Raw genomic sequence first — 15,367 nt, forward strand, 5'->3', positions numbered from 1 at the left:
CTCAGAGCACCCGCGGGGCCGGGGTGAACACCACCGGCATGGCCTCGGGGCCGCTGACGAAGTTGGCGGCGCGCAGTGGGATCTCCGCGCCGTCGGCCAAGCGCAGGTCGGGCAGGCGCTGCAGCAGCCGCTCGGTCATCAGGCGCAGCTCCAGCCGGGCCAGCTGGTTGCCCATGCAGAAGTGGGTGCCGAAGCCGAAAGCCAAGTGGCTGTTGGGGTTCCGGTCGATATGGAACTCGTCCGGGTTCGGGAACTGGTCACCGTCGAAGTTCGCCGACTCGAACATCAGCATGACCTTCTCGTCTTTCTTCAGCTCAGTGCCGTAGAAGACCGTGTCCGCGGTCAAGGTGCGGCACATGTTCTTGATGGGCGAGGTCCAGCGCAGCATCTCCTCGATCGCGCCGGGCATCAGCGACGCATCCGCGGCCAAGCGGTCCCACTGGTCGCGGTTGCGCATCAGCTGCTCGGTGCCGCCGGACAGCGTGTGCCGCGTGGTCTCGTCGCCGCCGATCAGGATCAGCAGCGTCTCCATGACGATCTCGTCATCGCTCAGCCGCTGGCCTTCGACCTCGGAGTTGATGAACACCGAGAACAGGTCGTCGGTCGGGTTGGCCCGCCGGTCCTTGATGACGTCCATGGTGAAAGCGGTATATGCCGCAAAGGTTTCCATCAGCTTCTGGATCGACGTCTCGTCCAGGTGCGACGACAGCCCCGACACCAGCTCGTCGGACCAGTCGAGCAACATCTCACGCTCTTCGGGCACGACACCGAGCATGTCGCCGATGACGGCCATCGGCAGCGGGGCCGCCAGGTCGCGGACGAAGTCGGCCTCGCCCTTCTCACAGACGTTGTCGATCAGCGCGTCGACCAGACGCCCGATCGACGGCACCTTGTCCATGACGCGCTTGCGGGTGAAGCCGGCGTTGACGAGCTTGCGCCGCACCAGGTGTGCCGGATCGTCCATGTCGATCATGTACGGCATGCCCGGCTGGTCGGGGCGGATGCCGCCGGCGTTGGAGAACAGCTCGGCGTTGCGCTCGGCGTCGAGCACCGACTGGTAGGTCGTCACCGCGGCCTGTCCGGTGCGGTCCCGGAAGACCGGCTCGTTGGCCCGCATCCAGCGGTACGCCTCGTGCGCGGCTGCCCGGTCGGCATAGAACCGGCCGTCGGCCAGGTCAACGTCGGGGCGGGTGATAACACTGGTCACTTGATCTCCTGAGCATCGGCGAAGGTCATGTCTACGTTGTCAGCGGAACCCGAGAGCATGGCGCGTTTCGGCAATCCGAGGGCCGCCAATTCCTGGGCATACGGGTGGTCACCGAGGCGCACCGTCACGCCGCCGGGCCGGTAGCGCACCCCGGACGGTCTCATCACGCCGACGGTCTCCCGGGTGACACCGTCGAGGTGCGAATAGGTCGGGGGCGCCTGAGGTTTCGACGGCGCGGGCACCGGGAAGCCGGGCCGGAAGTCCATCCCGACGGCGAACCGGCCCTCGATGGTGACGTCGAAACCGAAGTTCTTCTCATCGCGAACGACAAAGTCCGCCATGACCTTCGGATATCCCCAGATCGATCGGCCGGCCTCCAGCGTGAAGGTCTGATCGACGGGCAGGTGATGGATGAAGGCACCGGCGGACTGCAGGGCGCGCAGGCCCGAGGCGTCCGAGCCGGGCGGGTTCACCATGATGTTGGTGCCGTACTCGTAGTACTCGCCGAGGTCGCTGTCGACGTAGTGCATGAGCATCAGCACGGCCACCGCCCGGCGCCGGCGATACCGGCGCACCTGCAGGCCGCTGTAGTCGATCATGCGCTGGGCGGCATCGGCGTCGACCGAGAACATCGCCATGTGCTGCGTCGCCTTGCGGACGCGCACGGGCATGGTCAGCACCGTGCCGGCAATGACATGCTGCGACGGTGCGGACTCGGTGGCGTCTGTCACAGCACAAATCTAGAACACGTTATAGACACTTTGCAATAAGTGTCTACTGCGGACTTCGCGAGCAGACGTAAAACTGCACGTCAGCCGTGCAAACGAACAGTTTTACGTCTGCTCGCGAGGGAAACTAGACCAATTCAGCCAGCTGGTTGATCTGCTCGACCGACTTGGCCCCGACGACCATCATCGTCACGCCCGAGGCCTCCCAGGCCTTGATCTGTTCCTTGACGTAGTCGAGGTTGCCGACGATCGCGGAGTCGTCGACCAACTCGTCCGGAATGACCTTGGCCGCCTCGTCCTTGCGGTCGCTGCGGAACAGCTTCGTGACGTCGTCGACGACCTCGGAGTAGCCCATGCGGCGGTACACCTCGGCGTGGAAGTTGGTGTCCTCGGAGCCCATGCCGCCCATGTAGAGCGCCAGGTGCGGCTTCATCATCTCCATGACCATCGGCCGGTCGTCGGTGACGATGATCTGCGCGGTCGCACAGATTTCGAACGTCTCGCGGGTGCGACGGGCACCGGCGCGGGCGAAGCCCTCGTCGAGCCATTCGTTGTACATGCCGGAGATGCGCGGCGAGTAGAAGATCGGCAGCCACCCGTCGGCGATCTCGGCGGCCAGCGCGACGTTCTTGGGGCCTTCAGCGCCCAGCATCACCGGGATGTCCGCGCGCAGCGGATGCGTGATGGGCTTCAGCGGCTTGCCCAGCCCCGTCGTGCCCTCACCCGAGAGCGGCAGCGGGTAGTGCGGGCCGGCGCTGGTCACCGGCGCCTCGCGAGCCCACACCTGGCGCAGGATGTCGATGTATTCGCGGGTGCGCGCCAACGGCTTCGGGAACTTCTGGCCGTACCAGCCCTCGACGACCTGCGGCCCCGAGACGCCGAGGCCCAGGATGTGGCGGCCGCCCGACAGGTGGTCGAGGGTCAGCGCTGCCATGGCACACGCCGTGGGCGTGCGCGCCGACATCTGGATGACCGAGGTGCCCAGGCGCATCCGTGTGGTTTCCCGGCCCCACCAGGCCAGCGGCGTGTAGGCATCCGAGCCCCAGGCCTCCGCGGTGAAGACGGTGTCGAAACCGGCTTCCTCCGCGGCGGCGACAAGCGTCGCGTGGTCGGTGGGCGCCTTGGCGCCCCAGTATCCGAGCTGCAAACCGAGTTTCATGGGGTCGCCTTTCCGAGGGTGCTTGCCACGATTGTTAGAACCTGTTCTACTCGATGCCGTGAGCGTTAGCCAAAGCAGCCCAGCCCAGATGGCAGGCCATGAGCCGCCCCTTTCGGCTCCGCTGAAACTGTCATTCGACTACACCCGTTCAGTCGGTCCGGTCCTGAGTCAGTTCTTCACCGCGCTGCGCGGACGACGCATCGTCGGCACCCGCGGTTCGGACGGCCGGGTACACGTCCCGCCCGCCGAGTATGACCCTGTCACGTACGAGGCCCTGACCGAGGTGGTTCCGGTTTCCAGTGTCGGCACCGTGGTGTCGTGGACCTGGCAGCCCGAGCCCCTGGAAGGCCAGCCCCTGCAGCGTCCGTTCGCCTGGGCGCTGATCAAGCTGGACGGCGCCGACACTCCGCTGTTGCACGCCGTCGATCTGGGCGAAGGCGCCGCGGCGGCCTCCCTCGAGTCCGGCGATCGCGTCCGCGCGCACTGGGTCGACGAGCCTGTCGGTGCCATCACGGACATCGCGTACTTCGTGCCCGGGGAAGACGCTGTAGAACCATTGCCGGCCGACGATCGCGACCCCGTGACCATGCTGGTCTCGCCGTCGTCCATCGAAATCCAGCACACCGCTTCACTTCCCGAGAGCACCTTCCTGCGCGGCCTGCAGGAGGGCAAGCTGCTCGGTGGCCGCACCAAGGTCGGCCGCGACGGCAAGCCGGGCCCGGTGCTGTTCCCGCCGAAGGAGGCCGACCCGGCCACCGGCATGGTCCTCGACGAGTTCGTCGAGCTGCCCGACCGCGGCACCGTCACGACCTTCGCGATCATCAACATCCCGTTCCCGGGTCAGCGCATCAAGCCGCCGTATGTGGCCGCCTACGTGCTGCTCGACGGTGCCGACATCCCGTTCCTGCACCTGGTCACCGAGATCGACGCGGCCGACGTCCGGATGGGCATGCGGGTCGAGGCGGTGTGGAAGCCCCGTGAGGAATGGGGCCTGGGCATCGACAACATCTCGCACTTCAAACCGTCCGGCGAACCCGACGCCGACTACGACTCGTACAAGCACCACCTGTAAAGGGCCACAATGACTTCCAGCGATGTAGCTGTCGTCGGGTTCGCGCATGCCCCGCATGTGCGCCGCACCGACGGCACCACGAACGGCGTCGAGATGCTGATGCCGTGCTTTGCCAAGCTGTTCACCGAATTGGGCCTGCAGCAGACCGACATCGGCTTCTGGTGCTCAGGTTCTTCGGATTACCTTGCCGGCCGGGCATTCTCGTTCATCTCGGCCATCGACTCCATCGGCGCGGTGCCGCCGATCAACGAGTCGCACGTCGAGATGGACGCCGCGTGGGCGCTGTACGAGGCCTACATCAAGATCCTGACGGGCGAGGTCGACACCGCGCTGGTCTACGGCTTCGGCAAGGGCAGCGCCGGCACCCTGCGCCGGGTGCTGGCCCTGCAGACCGACCCGTACACCGTCTCGCCGCTGTGGCCGGACGCCGTCTCGATGGCGGGGCTGCAGGCCCGGTTCGGCCTGGACGCCGGCAAGTGGACCGCCGAGCAGATGGCGCAGGTGGCGCTGGACTCGTTCGCCGTCGCCGAGCGCGTCGACCGCCTCGAGTCCGCAGCCAGCGTCAGCGAGCTGCTGTCCCGGCCGTTCTTCGCCGACCCGCTGCGCCGTCACGACATCGCGCCGATCACCGACGGCGCGTCCGCGATCGTGCTGGCCTCGGCCGACAAGGCGCGCGAACTGCGCGAAAACCCGGCCTGGATAACCGGTTTCGAGCACCGCATCGAGACCCCGATCCTGGGTGCCCGTGATCTCACGGTCTCGACGTCGACCGCCGCTTCGGCCGCCGCCGCCACGGGCGGGGACCCCGGTTCGATCGACATCGCCGAACTGCACGCGCCGTTCAGCCACCAGCAGCTGATCCTCACCGAGGCGATCGGGCTCAAGGACTCGACCAAGATCAACCCGTCGGGTGGCGCGTTGGCCGCCAACCCGATGTTCTCCGCCGGCCTGGAGCGCATCGGCTTCGCCGCCGAGCACATCTTCAACGGCTCGGCGAACCGCGTGCTGGCCCACGCCACGAGTGGTCCTGCGCTGCAACAGAATCTGATTGCCGTCCTGGAGGGTAAGAACTGATGGCGAACAAAGCTGCCGTCCTCGGTACGGGACAGACCAAGTACGTCGCCAAGCGTTCCGACGTCTCGATGAACGGCCTGGTGCGCGAGGCCATCGATAGAGCGCTCGCCGACTCCGGTTGCACCATGGCCGATATCGACGCCGTCGTCGTCGGTAAGGCACCGGACTTCTTCGAGGGCGTCATGATGCCCGAGCTGTTCATGGCCGACGCCACCGGCGCCACCAACAAGCCGCTGATCCGCGTGCACACCGCCGGTTCGGTGGGTGGCTCGACCGCGATCGTCGCCGCCAGCCTGGTGAAGTCCGGCAAGTACCGCCGCGTGCTGACCATGGCGTGGGAGAAGCAGTCCGAATCGAATGCCATGTGGGCACTGTCGATTCCGGTGCCGTTCACCAAGCCGGTCGGCGCGGGCGCGGGCGGCTACTTCGCCCCGCACGTGCGGGCCTACATCCGTCGCTCGGGCGCACCGGAGAACATCGGCGCCATGGTCGCGGTCAAGGACCGGCTCAATGGCGCCAAGAATCCGCTGGCGCACCTGCACCAGCCCGACATCACCGTCGAGAAGGTGATGTCGTCGCAGATGCTCTGGGACCCGATCCGTTTCGACGAGACCTGCCCGTCGTCCGACGGTGCGGCCGCGCTGGTGATCGGCAACGAGGAAGTGGCCGACGCCCGCGTCGCCGAGGGACATCCGGTGGCCTGGATCCACGCCACCGCGCTGCGCACCGAACCGCTGGCCTACTCGGGCCGCGATCAGGTGAACCCGCAGGCCGGCCGCGACGCGGCCGCCGCCCTGTGGCGCGATGCCGGGATCACCAGCCCGATCGACGAAATCGATTGCGCCGAGGTCTATGTGCCGTTCTCGTGGTACGAGCCGATGTGGCTGGAGAACCTGGGCTTCGCGCCCGAAGGTGAAGGCTGGAAGCTGACGCAGGCGGGCGAGACCGCCATCGGCGGCAAGATTCCGTTCAACGCCTCCGGCGGTGTGCTCTCGTCGAATCCCATTGGCGCATCCGGCATGATCCGCTTCGCCGAGTCGGCCATCCAGGTCATGGGTAAGGCCGGCGACCACCAGGTCGAGGGCGCCCGCAAGGCACTGGGCCACGCGTACGGCGGTGGCGCACAGTACTACTCGATGTGGGTCGTCTCGAGCGACAAGCCTGGAAAGAACTGACATGACGGTTTCCGATCCGAATCATCCCGCGCACCTGGCCGGCAAGCGGTCACGCGATGCCGTCGCCGCCCGCGACAAGGAGGCCTGGCTGGCCAACTTCGCCGACGACGCCATCGTGCAGGACCCGATCGGGCCGTCGTTCCTCGATCCCGAGGGCAAGGGACACCGCGGTAAGGAAGCCATCTCGGCCTTCTGGGACAAGGCAATCGCGCCCACCGACAGTCTCGTGTTCAACTTCGAGACCACCTACCAGTGCGGTGACGAGGAAGCCAACGTCGGCAACATCGTGACCACCATCGGCGGGCACGACTTCACCACCCACGGCGTCTTCACCTACCGCGCCAACGAAGCCGGGCAGCTACTGGCACTGCGCGCCTTCTGGGAAGCGCCGCGTACCTCGTGATTTGTGCACGATTTTCCGCGCTCGCCGCGGAAAATCGTGCACAAATCACCGGTTAGAAAGTCCAGGAACCCGACGGCTGCAGGACGAAGCCGTGGCCGCCGTCGGTGGTGTCGATACAGGCGGTGACGCCACCGGCGACCACGCCGCATGTCGTGGTCGCCAGAGTCACCTTCTCCCCGGGCGCCAGTAGTGGCGCGCCGGCCAGATCGGCCGGGACGTCGCCACGGTAGTTGCTGACCGTCCCCGCATTGGCCGCGTGCAGCTGTGCCACCCCGAAATCACGTGGCGCCTTGGCGGTGGGATCGACCGTGACGCCCAGACCCGCCATCCCCGGCACCGGCCCGTAGCACCGCACGACCGGCCCGGTGCCGGACAACGTGCTGAGCAGACACGCCAGTCCGTCGGGCGTGGAGAACTTCACCATCTGCTGATCGGTGCGCTGGTACGTCGTCAGGTGCGTGTTCGTGACGACGTTGAAGCCCGTGAAGTCGGGGAAGTTGGGTGGCGGCGCGGCGTGCGCCGACGGAGCCGTCAGCGCGATGGAGGCACCGGCCAGGACGAAGAGCGGCAGCTTCATGCGCCCAGTCTTGGCCGAACGTCGGCCGGATTGTCCGATTTCGGCGAAATCCGGGCTCTACAGCTCTTCCAGCCCCGCCAGGTAGCGCTCGGCCAGCTCGCGGTAGGCCTGCGGGTTGGTGTTGATCCACGTCTCGGCGCCGGTCCCGGCGATCGGGCCGCGAATCTTGGCCGGCGAACCCACGACCAGCACCTCGTCGGGGATCTTGGTCCCGGCGACCACCAGCGAGTGGGCCGCGACCAAGCTGCGCCTGCCGATCACCGCGCCGTCGAGGATGGTGCTGTTGTTGGCGATCAGCGCTTCGGCACCGACATGGGCGCCGTGCACGACGCACAGGTGGGCGATGGTCGCGCCGGGCCCGATGTCGACCGGAATGCCCGGCGGGGCGTGCAGCACGGACCCGTCCTGCACGTTTGCACCATTGCGGATGACGACGGGCGCGTAATCGGCGCGCAGAACCGCGTTGAACCACACCGAGGCCCCGGCTTCGACACGAACATCGCCGATCAGGACGGCGGTGGGGGCGATGAACGCCGTGGGGTCGACGACCGGGCTTCGGCCCTCGAACGAGTAAAGCGGCATGACATAGATATACCGCAGGTCGGGACGCTTGCATTGCGCTGCACCGAGGAAAAACTGTAACGTGTTCTAGTTACTAGGCACAGATTGGGAGGCCAAGGTGAGCACCGAAACCGCGGGGGTTCGCGAGATCGATACCGGCGCGCTGCCGGACCGCTTTGCCCGTGGATGGCACTGCGTGGGTCCTGTGAAGAACTTCCTGGACGGCAAGCCGCATTCTTTCGAGGCGTTCGGCACCAAATTGGTGGTGTTCGCGGACTCGAAGGGCGACCTGAAAATCCTGGACGGCTACTGCCGCCACATGGGCGGTGACCTGTCGCAGGGCACCATCAAAGGGGACGCGGTCGCCTGCCCGTTCCACGACTGGCGCTGGGGCGGGGACGGCAAATGCCAACTCGTGCCCTACGCCAAGCGCACGCCGCGCCTGGCCCGCACCCGCGCCTGGCAGACCGACGTCCGCGGCGGCCTGCTGTTCGTCTGGCACGACCACGAGGGCAACGCCCCCACCGACGAGGTCCGCATCCCGGAGATCCCCGAAGCCGCCAGCGACGAGTGGACCGACTGGCAGTGGAACTCGATGCTCATCGAAGGCAGCAACTGCCGCGAGATCATCGACAACGTCACCGACATGGCGCACTTCTTCTACATCCACTACGGCCTGCCGACGTACTTCAAGAACGTCTTCGAAGGCCACATCGCCAGCCAGTACCTGCACAACGTGGGCCGACCCGACATCGGCGGCATGGGCACCCAGTATGGCGAAGCGCACCTGGATTCGGAAGCCTCGTACTTCGGGCCGTCGTTCATGATCAACTGGCTGCACAACAACTACAGCGGCTACAAGGCCGAGTCGATCCTGATCAACTGCCACTACCCGGTCAGCCAGGACGCCTTCGTGCTGCAGTGGGGCGTCATCGTCGAAAAGCCCAAGGGCATGGACGAAAAGACCACCCAGAAGCTCGCCGACGCCATGACCGACGGGGTCAGCAAGGGCTTCATGCAGGACGTCGAAATCTGGAAGCACAAAACCCGCATCGACAACCCGCTGCTGGTCGAAGAAGACGGCGCGGTCTACCAGATGCGCCGCTGGTACCAGCAGTTCTACGTCGACGTCGCCGACATCACCCCGGACATGACCGACCGCTTCGAGTTGGAGATCGACACCACCGTCGCCAACGAGAAATGGCAAGGCGAAGTGGCCGAGAACCTGCGCCTGCAGGCCGAGGCCAAGGAATCCGCAGAGCAGACCAGCTGATGACCCAGCACGGCGGGCGGGATCAGGCTCGGAGCCCATTTGTCGGCACCGCCGACGAAGCCGAGAGCCTGGCCCGTTCGATGCTGCAGCTGATGGGTCATGGCGAAGACGACGACCACGCCCATCCCGCATCCGATGCACCGGCGAACGGATCCTGGTCCAAGGCAACGGATTTCGCCGGTGACCCGGTGCGGCTGGCCGCGGTTCGTGAAGCCACCGCGGCCGACCGTCAGCGGTACCTGACCTCGGGCCTGGTTCCGGTGGACTGCCGGTTCTGCCACTCGACGGTATCGGTGAAGAAGTTGGGTCCGGAACACACTGCGGTGCAGTGGAATTCGGAGGCGACGCAGCGATGCGCGTATTTCAGCGAGATCCGCGCCGAAGGCGGCGACCCCAGCCGCAGCCGCTCGTGCCCGAAGATGTCCGACAGCATCAAGCATGCGGTCGCCGAGGGGTGCCTGGAGGAGTTCTCCACCGCCCCCTCCCCCGGCGACGGCTGAGTTTCTCTCGCGCAGAAACGCGAAAACCCCCTGAATCGGTTTGATTCAGGGGGTTTTCGCGATCATTCGGCCGTTACAGGTTGGCGAAGCGCTCCTTGACCTGTTCCTCGGTCAGCCCGTAGTCGGACAGCGAGTAGGTGTGCTTCGGTGCGCGCGGACCCTGCTGACTCTGGGCGTGGCTCTCGCTGATGGCCTCGCGTGCGGCGTCGGTGAACTCGATGTCGAACGTGCGGTAGATGCCCTCGACGGCGCCGACCGGGTCCTTGATGAACTCGAAGTAGTCGACATCGCAGAACTGCTTGGGATCATGCTTGGCCCGTTCGGCGTTGAACAGCTCCAGGCCGCGCGACCAGGTTTCCATCGAGTCGTCGCCGATCACCTTGCCGGTGAACGTGTTCGACCAACCCTCGGTGGTGTGCTGCGCGAGCGAACACATCGACGCCATGATGGTCTCGGCCGGCCGGTGGCATTGCACCACCAGTGCGTCCGGGTACACCTTGAACAGCGCATCCAGCGCGAAAAGGTGGCTGGGATTCTTGAGCACCCAGCGCTTTTCAGGCTCGTTCAGCCCGATCAACTGTAGGTTCTTGCGGTGCCGCTGGTAGGACTTGGTCCAGTCCTGCCGGGCCAGCCACTGCGCGTACGACGGGACGTGCGCCAGCGTCTCGTAGGACACCGAGTGCAGCGACTGACGCAGCAGCTGCCAGCATTCCTCGACCTCGTCGGCTGTCATGAAGTGCAGGCCCGTGTAGTCCGGGTTCTCTTCGTGAGCCTGCTTGAACCGCGCATCGAGTGCACTGAAAACCGGGTTGTCCGCCCAGGTTTCGCGCGGCGGCCGCGGCTGCGGGAACTCGGCCAGCCACATCTCCAGGCCCTGGTGCCGGGGGTCGGCCGTCAGCAGCCGGTGGATCACCGTGGTGCCGGTGCGCGGCAGGCCGGTGACGAAGATGGGCCGCTCGATGGGCACGTCGGCGTGCTGCGGGTACTGCTTGAACGCCGCGTTGGACACCAGGCGGGCCACCAGCGCGTTGCGGGTGAAGAACCGCTGCATCTTGCTGCCGAGCTCGGTCAGGTCGGCCTCGCGCTGGTACGAATCCAGCAGCACGCCAAGAGCTTCCAGGTAGTTGTCGTCGTCGCCGCCGAAGTCGTCCAGGCCACAGGCCTTGACGGCCGAGGCGTGCAGGTCCTCGACAGTGCCGACGTTGGTCCGAAGTGCGCTCATGCCTTGTACTCCCCGCAGTTGACGTCCAGCGACTGGCCCGTGATGCCACTGGACAGGTCGCTGGCCAGGAACAGGATGGCAGAAGCCACCTCGTCCTCGGTCGGCAGCCGCTTGAGGTCGGAGCCGGCGGCCGACGCCGCGTAGATCTGCTCGACGGTGGTGCCGTACTTCTGGGCTTGATGGCTGAAGTAGCCCTCCAGGGTTTCGCCCCAGATGTAGCCCGGCATCACGGAGTTCACCCGGATGCCCTTCTCGCCCAGCTCGGTCGAGAGGGTCTGGGACATGGCCAGCAGGGCCGACTTCGCCATCTTGTAGGCGCCGTACTTGGCCTGCGAATGCCGCACGACCATCGAATTCACGTTCACCACCGAGCCTTTGGCGGTCTCGAGCGCCGGGGTGAAGCCCTGGGTCATGCGCAGCGCGCCGAACACCGTCAGCTCGATCGCATCGCGCATGTGCTCAAAGGTCGTGTTCGCGAAGGGTTTCATCGACGGCACCCGGAACGCGTTGTTGATCAACACGTCCGCCTTGCCGAACTCCTCCGTGGTGCGGGCCACCACGTTGGCAACCTGCTCCTCGTCGGTGATGTCGGCGCCCACCACCAGTGCGCGACGGCCCAGCTCCGTCACCTCCTTGGCGACGACCTCGAGCCGCTCCACCGTGCGGGCCACCAGCACCAGGTCGGCACCGTTCTCCGCACATCGGCGCGCCAGCGTCGTCCCGAGCCCAGGCCCGACGCCGCTGATCACCACCACCTTGCTCGTCAGCAGTCCGCTCACGGTCAGCCCACCATCCTCTCGCCAATAAGCTTCTGGCGCAGCGCAATCCGCGCACGCCAATCTTCTTCGGAAATCTTGTTGGTCTCGTAGAACGGCAGCTTCGACGCCACCTCATCGAGGCCCACGACCTCGCACGTCGGGCCGTCCTCGGCCGTCAGCTCGCGGGACACCCGCTGCCAGCGGAACTGCAGATAGCCCTTGGCGTGGCCCAGGGTCTCGCACCAGTTGGTCACGCCCGGGTTGCTCTCGGACACCACGATCCGGATCTTGCCGTCCGGATCCGCCTGTGCCTGAGTGCCGTTCAACGACGTCTGGTGGTTGATGTAGTCCAGCGAGATGTACCAGAGGCTGCCGAGCTGGAAGCCCAGATAGGGCGCATCCGACACCGGCAGCGTGATGACCATGGCCTGGTCGGGCGTCATATCGTAGTGCCCGACGGACGAGTACTGGGTGGCCAGCCCGCCGGGGGTCAGCCGCGGCGCGGTGAGCGTGTTGACCGGCAGGTTGTCGTAGAACCACTTCGGGAACTGCAGCCAGGTCTTGACGCGCTGTACCAGCTGCTTGCCGGCGACCGCGTACCGCTTCTCGATCAGCTCGCGGGTCAACGGCTCCGGTGCGGTGCCCGCGGTGTCGGTGCGAGAGATCGCGAACGAGCCGCGCTGCGCCGACCAGTCGTTGTAGACCTCGCGGATCACCAGCTGCGCCGGGGTGGCCGGGGTGAACCGCCACTCGAACGTGCCGTCGGCGGCGATGTCGAGCTTGCGGTCGTCGAACGCCGTCTCGCTGTCCGGCACGTTGGCGTCGGTGTACTCACCGCCGAGCAGCTGGAAGCTGACGTCGGTGGTGGTGCCGCGACGCCCGGTGACGACGTACTCGTGGCCCGGCTGCACGCGCGTCCCGAAGTACATGGTGTCGGGGTTGTCGAGGCCCATCTTCTCGAACGGGCCGGTGCCGCTGTGCAGGAACGGGTGGTCCTTGTCGAAGTCGAACGCGACGTGCGTGCACGATGCGATACAACCGGCGAGGTATTGCAGGCCTTCGAGCAGATCGGCCTCGGTTTCGATGAACGGCGCCGCGGCGACAAGGCGCTCCGCCTCGGCGACGGCGTCGACGAACGACTGCGTGAACATACGGTCAGCACCCTTCCGTTCCAATATTGGAACGCATCGGTAGATATTCCGACTGAAGAGTAGAACGTGTTGCAGTTCGTCGTCAATGCCGCGCAGGTCGGCAGGAACGGCTGAATTACCGGCCGCCGGTCCATATTTGGACCGATGTCGTACATTCCTTGCCATGACTGACACCGGCCGCGCGTCGCCGCCCACCGCCCGCGTCGTCGCGGTGCTGGATTTCCTGGCCAGTCACCCCCAGGAACAATTCGGGCTGTCCGAGTTGGCGCGCCGGCTCGACCTCAGCAAGCCCACCTGCCTGGGCATCGTCACCACGCTCGCCGATGCCGGTTATCTGGTGCGTGATGCCGCCGAGAAGACCTACCGGCTGGGCCCGCGGTTGATCACGCTGGGCCACACCGCACAGGAGTCCATGCGGATCAGCCCGGCCGCGCGGGCGGAACTGCGCCGGCTCTCGGAGGCGTTCAACGCCACGGCGGCGTTGTCGGCGGTCGTCGACGACCGCATCACCCTGCTGGAACTCGTTGCCCCGCACGGCAGTCCGGAGCCGGTGCAGGTCGGGCAGAGCTATCCGTTCGCGCCGCCGGTCGGCCTGATGTTCGTGCTGTGGGATGAGCGTGCGGTGCGCGACTGGCTGGCCAAGGAGCCGACGATCCCGCTGCGCACCGACAGTGCGCGGCTGGAACGGGTCATCACCGAGTGCCGCGAATCGGGTTATCTCGTGGAGCGGCTGACACCGGGCGGCCGGCGGCTGTACGCCATGATGGCCGGCATGTCGAGCAACCTGCCCGACGAATTACGGGTTCTGCTGGGCGAACTCGTCTCCGACATCGGTGAGCGCGTATATCTGCCCAGCGAATCGAACACGGCGGCGGGTGCCCGGGCCAAGCACGACATCAGCGTCATCGCCGCACCGGTGTTCGACCATCACCAACGCCAGGTGATGGTGCTGTCACTGCAGATCGGCCATGCCCTGACCGACGCGGAGATCAGTAAGCGAGCACGCGGGCTGGTTGCCACCGCCGCGACGCTGACGGCGCAACTCGGCGGGTCCCAGCCCGGCCGAACGTGAGCTCATGCGCGAAACCCGTTGACGGATAGACGCATTCGCTCACGTTCAGCCAGCGACGACTAGACGCCGTTGAGGACGGCCAGCGCGTCGGTCGGCGCGACCTGCAGGCCGCAGCGGTCCTTGAACGCGGCCAGCGGGGCCTGGATGCCGCGCAGCGCGTCGGCCTCGTCGGGGTGGGCCTTGAAGTAGTTGTCGAACTGGCTCATGGCGGCGAACGCCGACTGCCGGGTGGCGTCGAGCAGTGCGGCATCGGCATCCGGGTGCGCGGCGAAGTAGTCCGACAGCTGCAGCGTGACCGAGCTGATGGTCTTGGCGAGCGTCGCGGTGCTGCAGTCGGCGACCGTAGCCGCGGGGGCGACGGTGGTCGTCGTCGTGGTAGACGGTGCGGTGGCGGACGTGGTCGGCGTCGCCGAGGTCGTCGGGGTCGCGGCGGTGGTCGCGGTCGTGGTCGGCGAAGCGGTGGCCGACGTCGTCGGCGACGTCGGGCTCACGGGATCGGCCGATGCACGCGGCACGACAAGGGCGGCACAGGCGGCACCCAGGGCAATGAAGCCGAGGGTGGAACGGCCGAACGTAACGGCACGAGTCATGGAATCCTCCTTTGTTCTGGCCGCATCCGTCTTCCCCGGCCTCTGGGTATGTTTCGCTCAGCCCGGTACAGCTGTTACACAAGCGGCCAAAGTTGCAGGTCAGCATGGCCCGAAGCGGCAAATATTCGCTTTCGTGAATTAGCTCGGCTGTGCTGGTATTGGGGCATGCGCGCTTCGCCCTGGCCACTGGCGGAACTGGAGGTGATCACTCCGGTTCTGCGGCTCTGCCATGTGACCGACGAACTGGCCGACCAACTCGCCCGACTGGCCGCCCAGGGCATCCACGATCCGGCCACCATGCCGTTCTCGGTCCCGTGGACCGACGCGGTCTCCCCCGAACTGGAACGCAACACCGTCCAGTACTTCCGGCAGACCCGCGCCGAGGTGTCGACGGAGCACTGGGACGTGCCGATGGCCGTCATCGTCGGCGACGCAGCCGTGGGCGTCTGTGTGGTGACCGCCGACGGCTTCCCCGCCCGCCGGACCGTGTCCACCGGTTCTTGGCTGGGTCGTCGATATCAGGGCCGCGGCCTCGGCCGGGAGATGCGCACGGCCGCACTGCAGCTGATCTTCGCCGGATTCGACGCCGACCTGGCTACCACCCGGGCCTGGCACGACAACGCGGCGTCACTCGGCGTCACGCGGTCGCTGCCGTACGTACAGACCGGCTCGTCGCGGCAGTCGCGGCGCGGGGTCTTCGACACGATGCTGGAGTTCACCATGACGCGCGACCAGTGGAAGACCTTGCGACGCGACGACATCCAGTTGGTGGGCGTCGACGCCGTACTCGATCAGCTGGCGCTGCGCCGGAACTGAACCGATGGACACCAGAAAATTGGTGTCCG

At 66.5% G+C, this 15,367-nt stretch carries 17 protein-coding genes; 8 read left to right on the plus strand and 9 right to left on the minus strand.

Features of this window, described 5'->3' with window-relative positions; genetic code table 11:
• Position 1 precedes the first annotated feature (1 nt).
• From BR47_RS0120300 to BR47_RS0120310, 3 genes are all read right to left on the minus strand, one after another.
• Positions 2-1,207: a cytochrome P450 gene (locus BR47_RS0120300; RefSeq protein ID WP_029120604.1), complete on the minus strand. Its 1,206-nt coding sequence runs from the start codon at positions 1,205-1,207 to the stop codon at positions 2-4.
• Positions 1,204-1,878, minus strand: coding sequence for an acetoacetate decarboxylase family protein (locus BR47_RS0120305; RefSeq protein ID WP_051634917.1), 675 nt, complete (start codon positions 1,876-1,878; stop codon positions 1,204-1,206). The genes BR47_RS0120300 and BR47_RS0120305 overlap by 4 nt, the downstream gene beginning before the upstream one ends.
• A 184-nt stretch (positions 1,879-2,062) precedes the next feature.
• A complete protein-coding gene (locus tag BR47_RS0120310) occupies positions 2,063-3,094 on the minus strand; it encodes an LLM class F420-dependent oxidoreductase (RefSeq protein ID WP_020100766.1) in 1,032 nt (343 codons plus the stop codon).
• 58 nt (positions 3,095-3,152) lie between these two features.
• On the opposite strand from BR47_RS0120310, the gene BR47_RS0120315 reads away from it, so the two are divergent.
• The 4 genes from BR47_RS0120315 to BR47_RS0120330 are packed head-to-tail and all read left to right on the plus strand — an operon-like array spanning position 3,153 to position 6,818.
• The gene (locus tag BR47_RS0120315; RefSeq protein ID WP_029120606.1) at positions 3,153-4,166 is read left to right on the plus strand and encodes a Zn-ribbon domain-containing OB-fold protein; all 1,014 of its coding nucleotides are present in this window, start codon (positions 3,153-3,155) and stop codon (positions 4,164-4,166) included.
• Positions 4,167-4,175: 9 nt separating this feature from the next.
• Positions 4,176-5,240: a thiolase family protein gene (locus BR47_RS0120320; RefSeq protein WP_029120607.1), complete on the plus strand. Its 1,065-nt coding sequence runs from the start codon at positions 4,176-4,178 to the stop codon at positions 5,238-5,240.
• Positions 5,240-6,415: a thiolase family protein gene (locus BR47_RS0120325; RefSeq protein WP_020100769.1), complete on the plus strand. Its 1,176-nt coding sequence runs from the start codon at positions 5,240-5,242 to the stop codon at positions 6,413-6,415. The genes BR47_RS0120320 and BR47_RS0120325 overlap by 1 nt, the downstream gene beginning before the upstream one ends.
• 1 nt (position 6,416) lies before the next feature.
• Positions 6,417-6,818 (plus strand): nuclear transport factor 2 family protein, encoded by a 402-nt coding sequence (locus BR47_RS0120330; RefSeq protein WP_020100770.1) that lies wholly within the window; start codon positions 6,417-6,419, stop codon positions 6,816-6,818.
• Between the two features lie 52 nt (positions 6,819-6,870).
• Here BR47_RS0120330 and BR47_RS0120335 read toward each other — a convergent pair whose 3' ends face one another.
• The gene (locus BR47_RS0120335; protein WP_029120608.1) at positions 6,871-7,395 is read right to left on the minus strand and encodes a hypothetical protein; all 525 of its coding nucleotides are present in this window, start codon (positions 7,393-7,395) and stop codon (positions 6,871-6,873) included.
• Between the two features lie 57 nt (positions 7,396-7,452).
• Entirely contained in the window at positions 7,453-7,977 is a 525-nt protein-coding gene (locus tag BR47_RS0120340; RefSeq protein WP_020100772.1) for a gamma carbonic anhydrase family protein, read from the minus strand.
• A 97-nt stretch (positions 7,978-8,074) separates the two neighbouring features.
• Here BR47_RS0120340 and BR47_RS0120345 point away from each other — a divergent pair, with 97 nt between their 5' ends.
• Positions 8,075-9,229 carry a 3-ketosteroid-9-alpha-monooxygenase, oxygenase component gene (locus BR47_RS0120345; RefSeq protein ID WP_029105072.1) on the plus strand — a complete coding sequence of 385 codons (1,155 nt, stop codon included), beginning with the start codon at positions 8,075-8,077 and terminating at the stop codon, positions 9,227-9,229.
• Positions 9,229-9,729, plus strand: coding sequence for a hypothetical protein (locus BR47_RS0120350; RefSeq protein ID WP_029120609.1), 501 nt, complete (start codon positions 9,229-9,231; stop codon positions 9,727-9,729). The genes BR47_RS0120345 and BR47_RS0120350 overlap by 1 nt, the downstream gene beginning before the upstream one ends.
• A 73-nt stretch (positions 9,730-9,802) precedes the next feature.
• On the opposite strand, the gene BR47_RS0120355 is transcribed toward BR47_RS0120350, so the two are convergent.
• From BR47_RS0120355 to BR47_RS0120365, 3 genes are read right to left on the minus strand one after another with little or no spacing between them, the layout of a single operon-like run.
• Positions 9,803-10,951 (minus strand): sulfotransferase family protein, encoded by a 1,149-nt coding sequence (locus tag BR47_RS0120355; protein ID WP_029120610.1) that lies wholly within the window; start codon positions 10,949-10,951, stop codon positions 9,803-9,805.
• On the minus strand, positions 10,948-11,730 hold the full coding sequence (locus BR47_RS0120360; RefSeq protein WP_029120611.1) for an SDR family oxidoreductase: 783 nt from the start codon (positions 11,728-11,730) through the stop codon (positions 10,948-10,950). Before BR47_RS0120360 ends, BR47_RS0120355 begins: the two co-directional genes overlap by 4 nt.
• A gap of 2 nt (positions 11,731-11,732) precedes the next feature.
• Positions 11,733-12,860 carry a hypothetical protein gene (locus BR47_RS0120365; RefSeq protein WP_029120612.1) on the minus strand — a complete coding sequence of 376 codons (1,128 nt, stop codon included), beginning with the start codon at positions 12,858-12,860 and terminating at the stop codon, positions 11,733-11,735.
• A 163-nt stretch (positions 12,861-13,023) separates the two neighbouring features.
• On the opposite strand from BR47_RS0120365, the gene BR47_RS0120370 reads away from it, so the two are divergent.
• Entirely contained in the window at positions 13,024-13,932 is a 909-nt protein-coding gene (locus tag BR47_RS0120370) for an IclR family transcriptional regulator (RefSeq protein ID WP_029120613.1), read from the plus strand.
• 59 nt (positions 13,933-13,991) lie between these two features.
• Here BR47_RS0120370 and BR47_RS0120375 read toward each other — a convergent pair whose 3' ends face one another.
• Positions 13,992-14,522, minus strand: coding sequence for a hemophore-related protein (locus tag BR47_RS0120375; protein ID WP_141772274.1), 531 nt, complete (start codon positions 14,520-14,522; stop codon positions 13,992-13,994).
• Between the two features lie 165 nt (positions 14,523-14,687).
• Here BR47_RS0120375 and BR47_RS0120380 point away from each other — a divergent pair, with 165 nt between their 5' ends.
• A complete protein-coding gene (locus BR47_RS0120380; protein WP_029120614.1) occupies positions 14,688-15,338 on the plus strand; it encodes a GNAT family N-acetyltransferase in 651 nt (216 codons plus the stop codon).
• Positions 15,339-15,367 lie beyond the last annotated feature (29 nt).

The organism is Mycobacterium sp. UNC410CL29Cvi84 (assembly GCF_000686745.1).
Lineage (GTDB): Bacteria > Actinomycetota > Actinomycetes > Mycobacteriales > Mycobacteriaceae > Mycobacterium > Mycobacterium mucogenicum_B.

What these genes read in the sequence shown, in the direction of transcription:
- BR47_RS0120370 (WP_029120613.1), top strand. Translation starts at nt 13,024, where the DNA reads ATGACTGACACCGGCCGCGCGTCGCCGCCCACCGCCCGCGTCGTCGCG.
- BR47_RS0120310 (WP_020100766.1), bottom strand. Translation starts at nt 3,094, where the DNA reads ATGAAACTCGGTTTGCAGCTCGGATACTGGGGCGCCAAGGCGCCCACC.
- BR47_RS0120365 (WP_029120612.1), bottom strand. Translation starts at nt 12,860, where the DNA reads ATGTTCACGCAGTCGTTCGTCGACGCCGTCGCCGAGGCGGAGCGCCTT.
- BR47_RS0120320 (WP_029120607.1), top strand. Translation starts at nt 4,176, where the DNA reads ATGACTTCCAGCGATGTAGCTGTCGTCGGGTTCGCGCATGCCCCGCAT.
- BR47_RS0120330 (WP_020100770.1), top strand. Translation starts at nt 6,417, where the DNA reads ATGACGGTTTCCGATCCGAATCATCCCGCGCACCTGGCCGGCAAGCGG.
- BR47_RS0120325 (WP_020100769.1), top strand. Translation starts at nt 5,240, where the DNA reads ATGGCGAACAAAGCTGCCGTCCTCGGTACGGGACAGACCAAGTACGTC.
- BR47_RS0120335 (WP_029120608.1), bottom strand. Translation starts at nt 7,395, where the DNA reads ATGAAGCTGCCGCTCTTCGTCCTGGCCGGTGCCTCCATCGCGCTGACG.
- BR47_RS0120350 (WP_029120609.1), top strand. Translation starts at nt 9,229, where the DNA reads ATGACCCAGCACGGCGGGCGGGATCAGGCTCGGAGCCCATTTGTCGGC.
- BR47_RS0120355 (WP_029120610.1), bottom strand. Translation starts at nt 10,951, where the DNA reads ATGAGCGCACTTCGGACCAACGTCGGCACTGTCGAGGACCTGCACGCC.
- BR47_RS0120380 (WP_029120614.1), top strand. Translation starts at nt 14,688, where the DNA reads ATGCGCGCTTCGCCCTGGCCACTGGCGGAACTGGAGGTGATCACTCCG.
- BR47_RS0120305 (WP_051634917.1), bottom strand. Translation starts at nt 1,878, where the DNA reads ATGCCCGTGCGCGTCCGCAAGGCGACGCAGCACATGGCGATGTTCTCG.
- BR47_RS0120375 (WP_141772274.1), bottom strand. Translation starts at nt 14,522, where the DNA reads ATGACTCGTGCCGTTACGTTCGGCCGTTCCACCCTCGGCTTCATTGCC.
- BR47_RS0120340 (WP_020100772.1), bottom strand. Translation starts at nt 7,977, where the DNA reads ATGCCGCTTTACTCGTTCGAGGGCCGAAGCCCGGTCGTCGACCCCACG.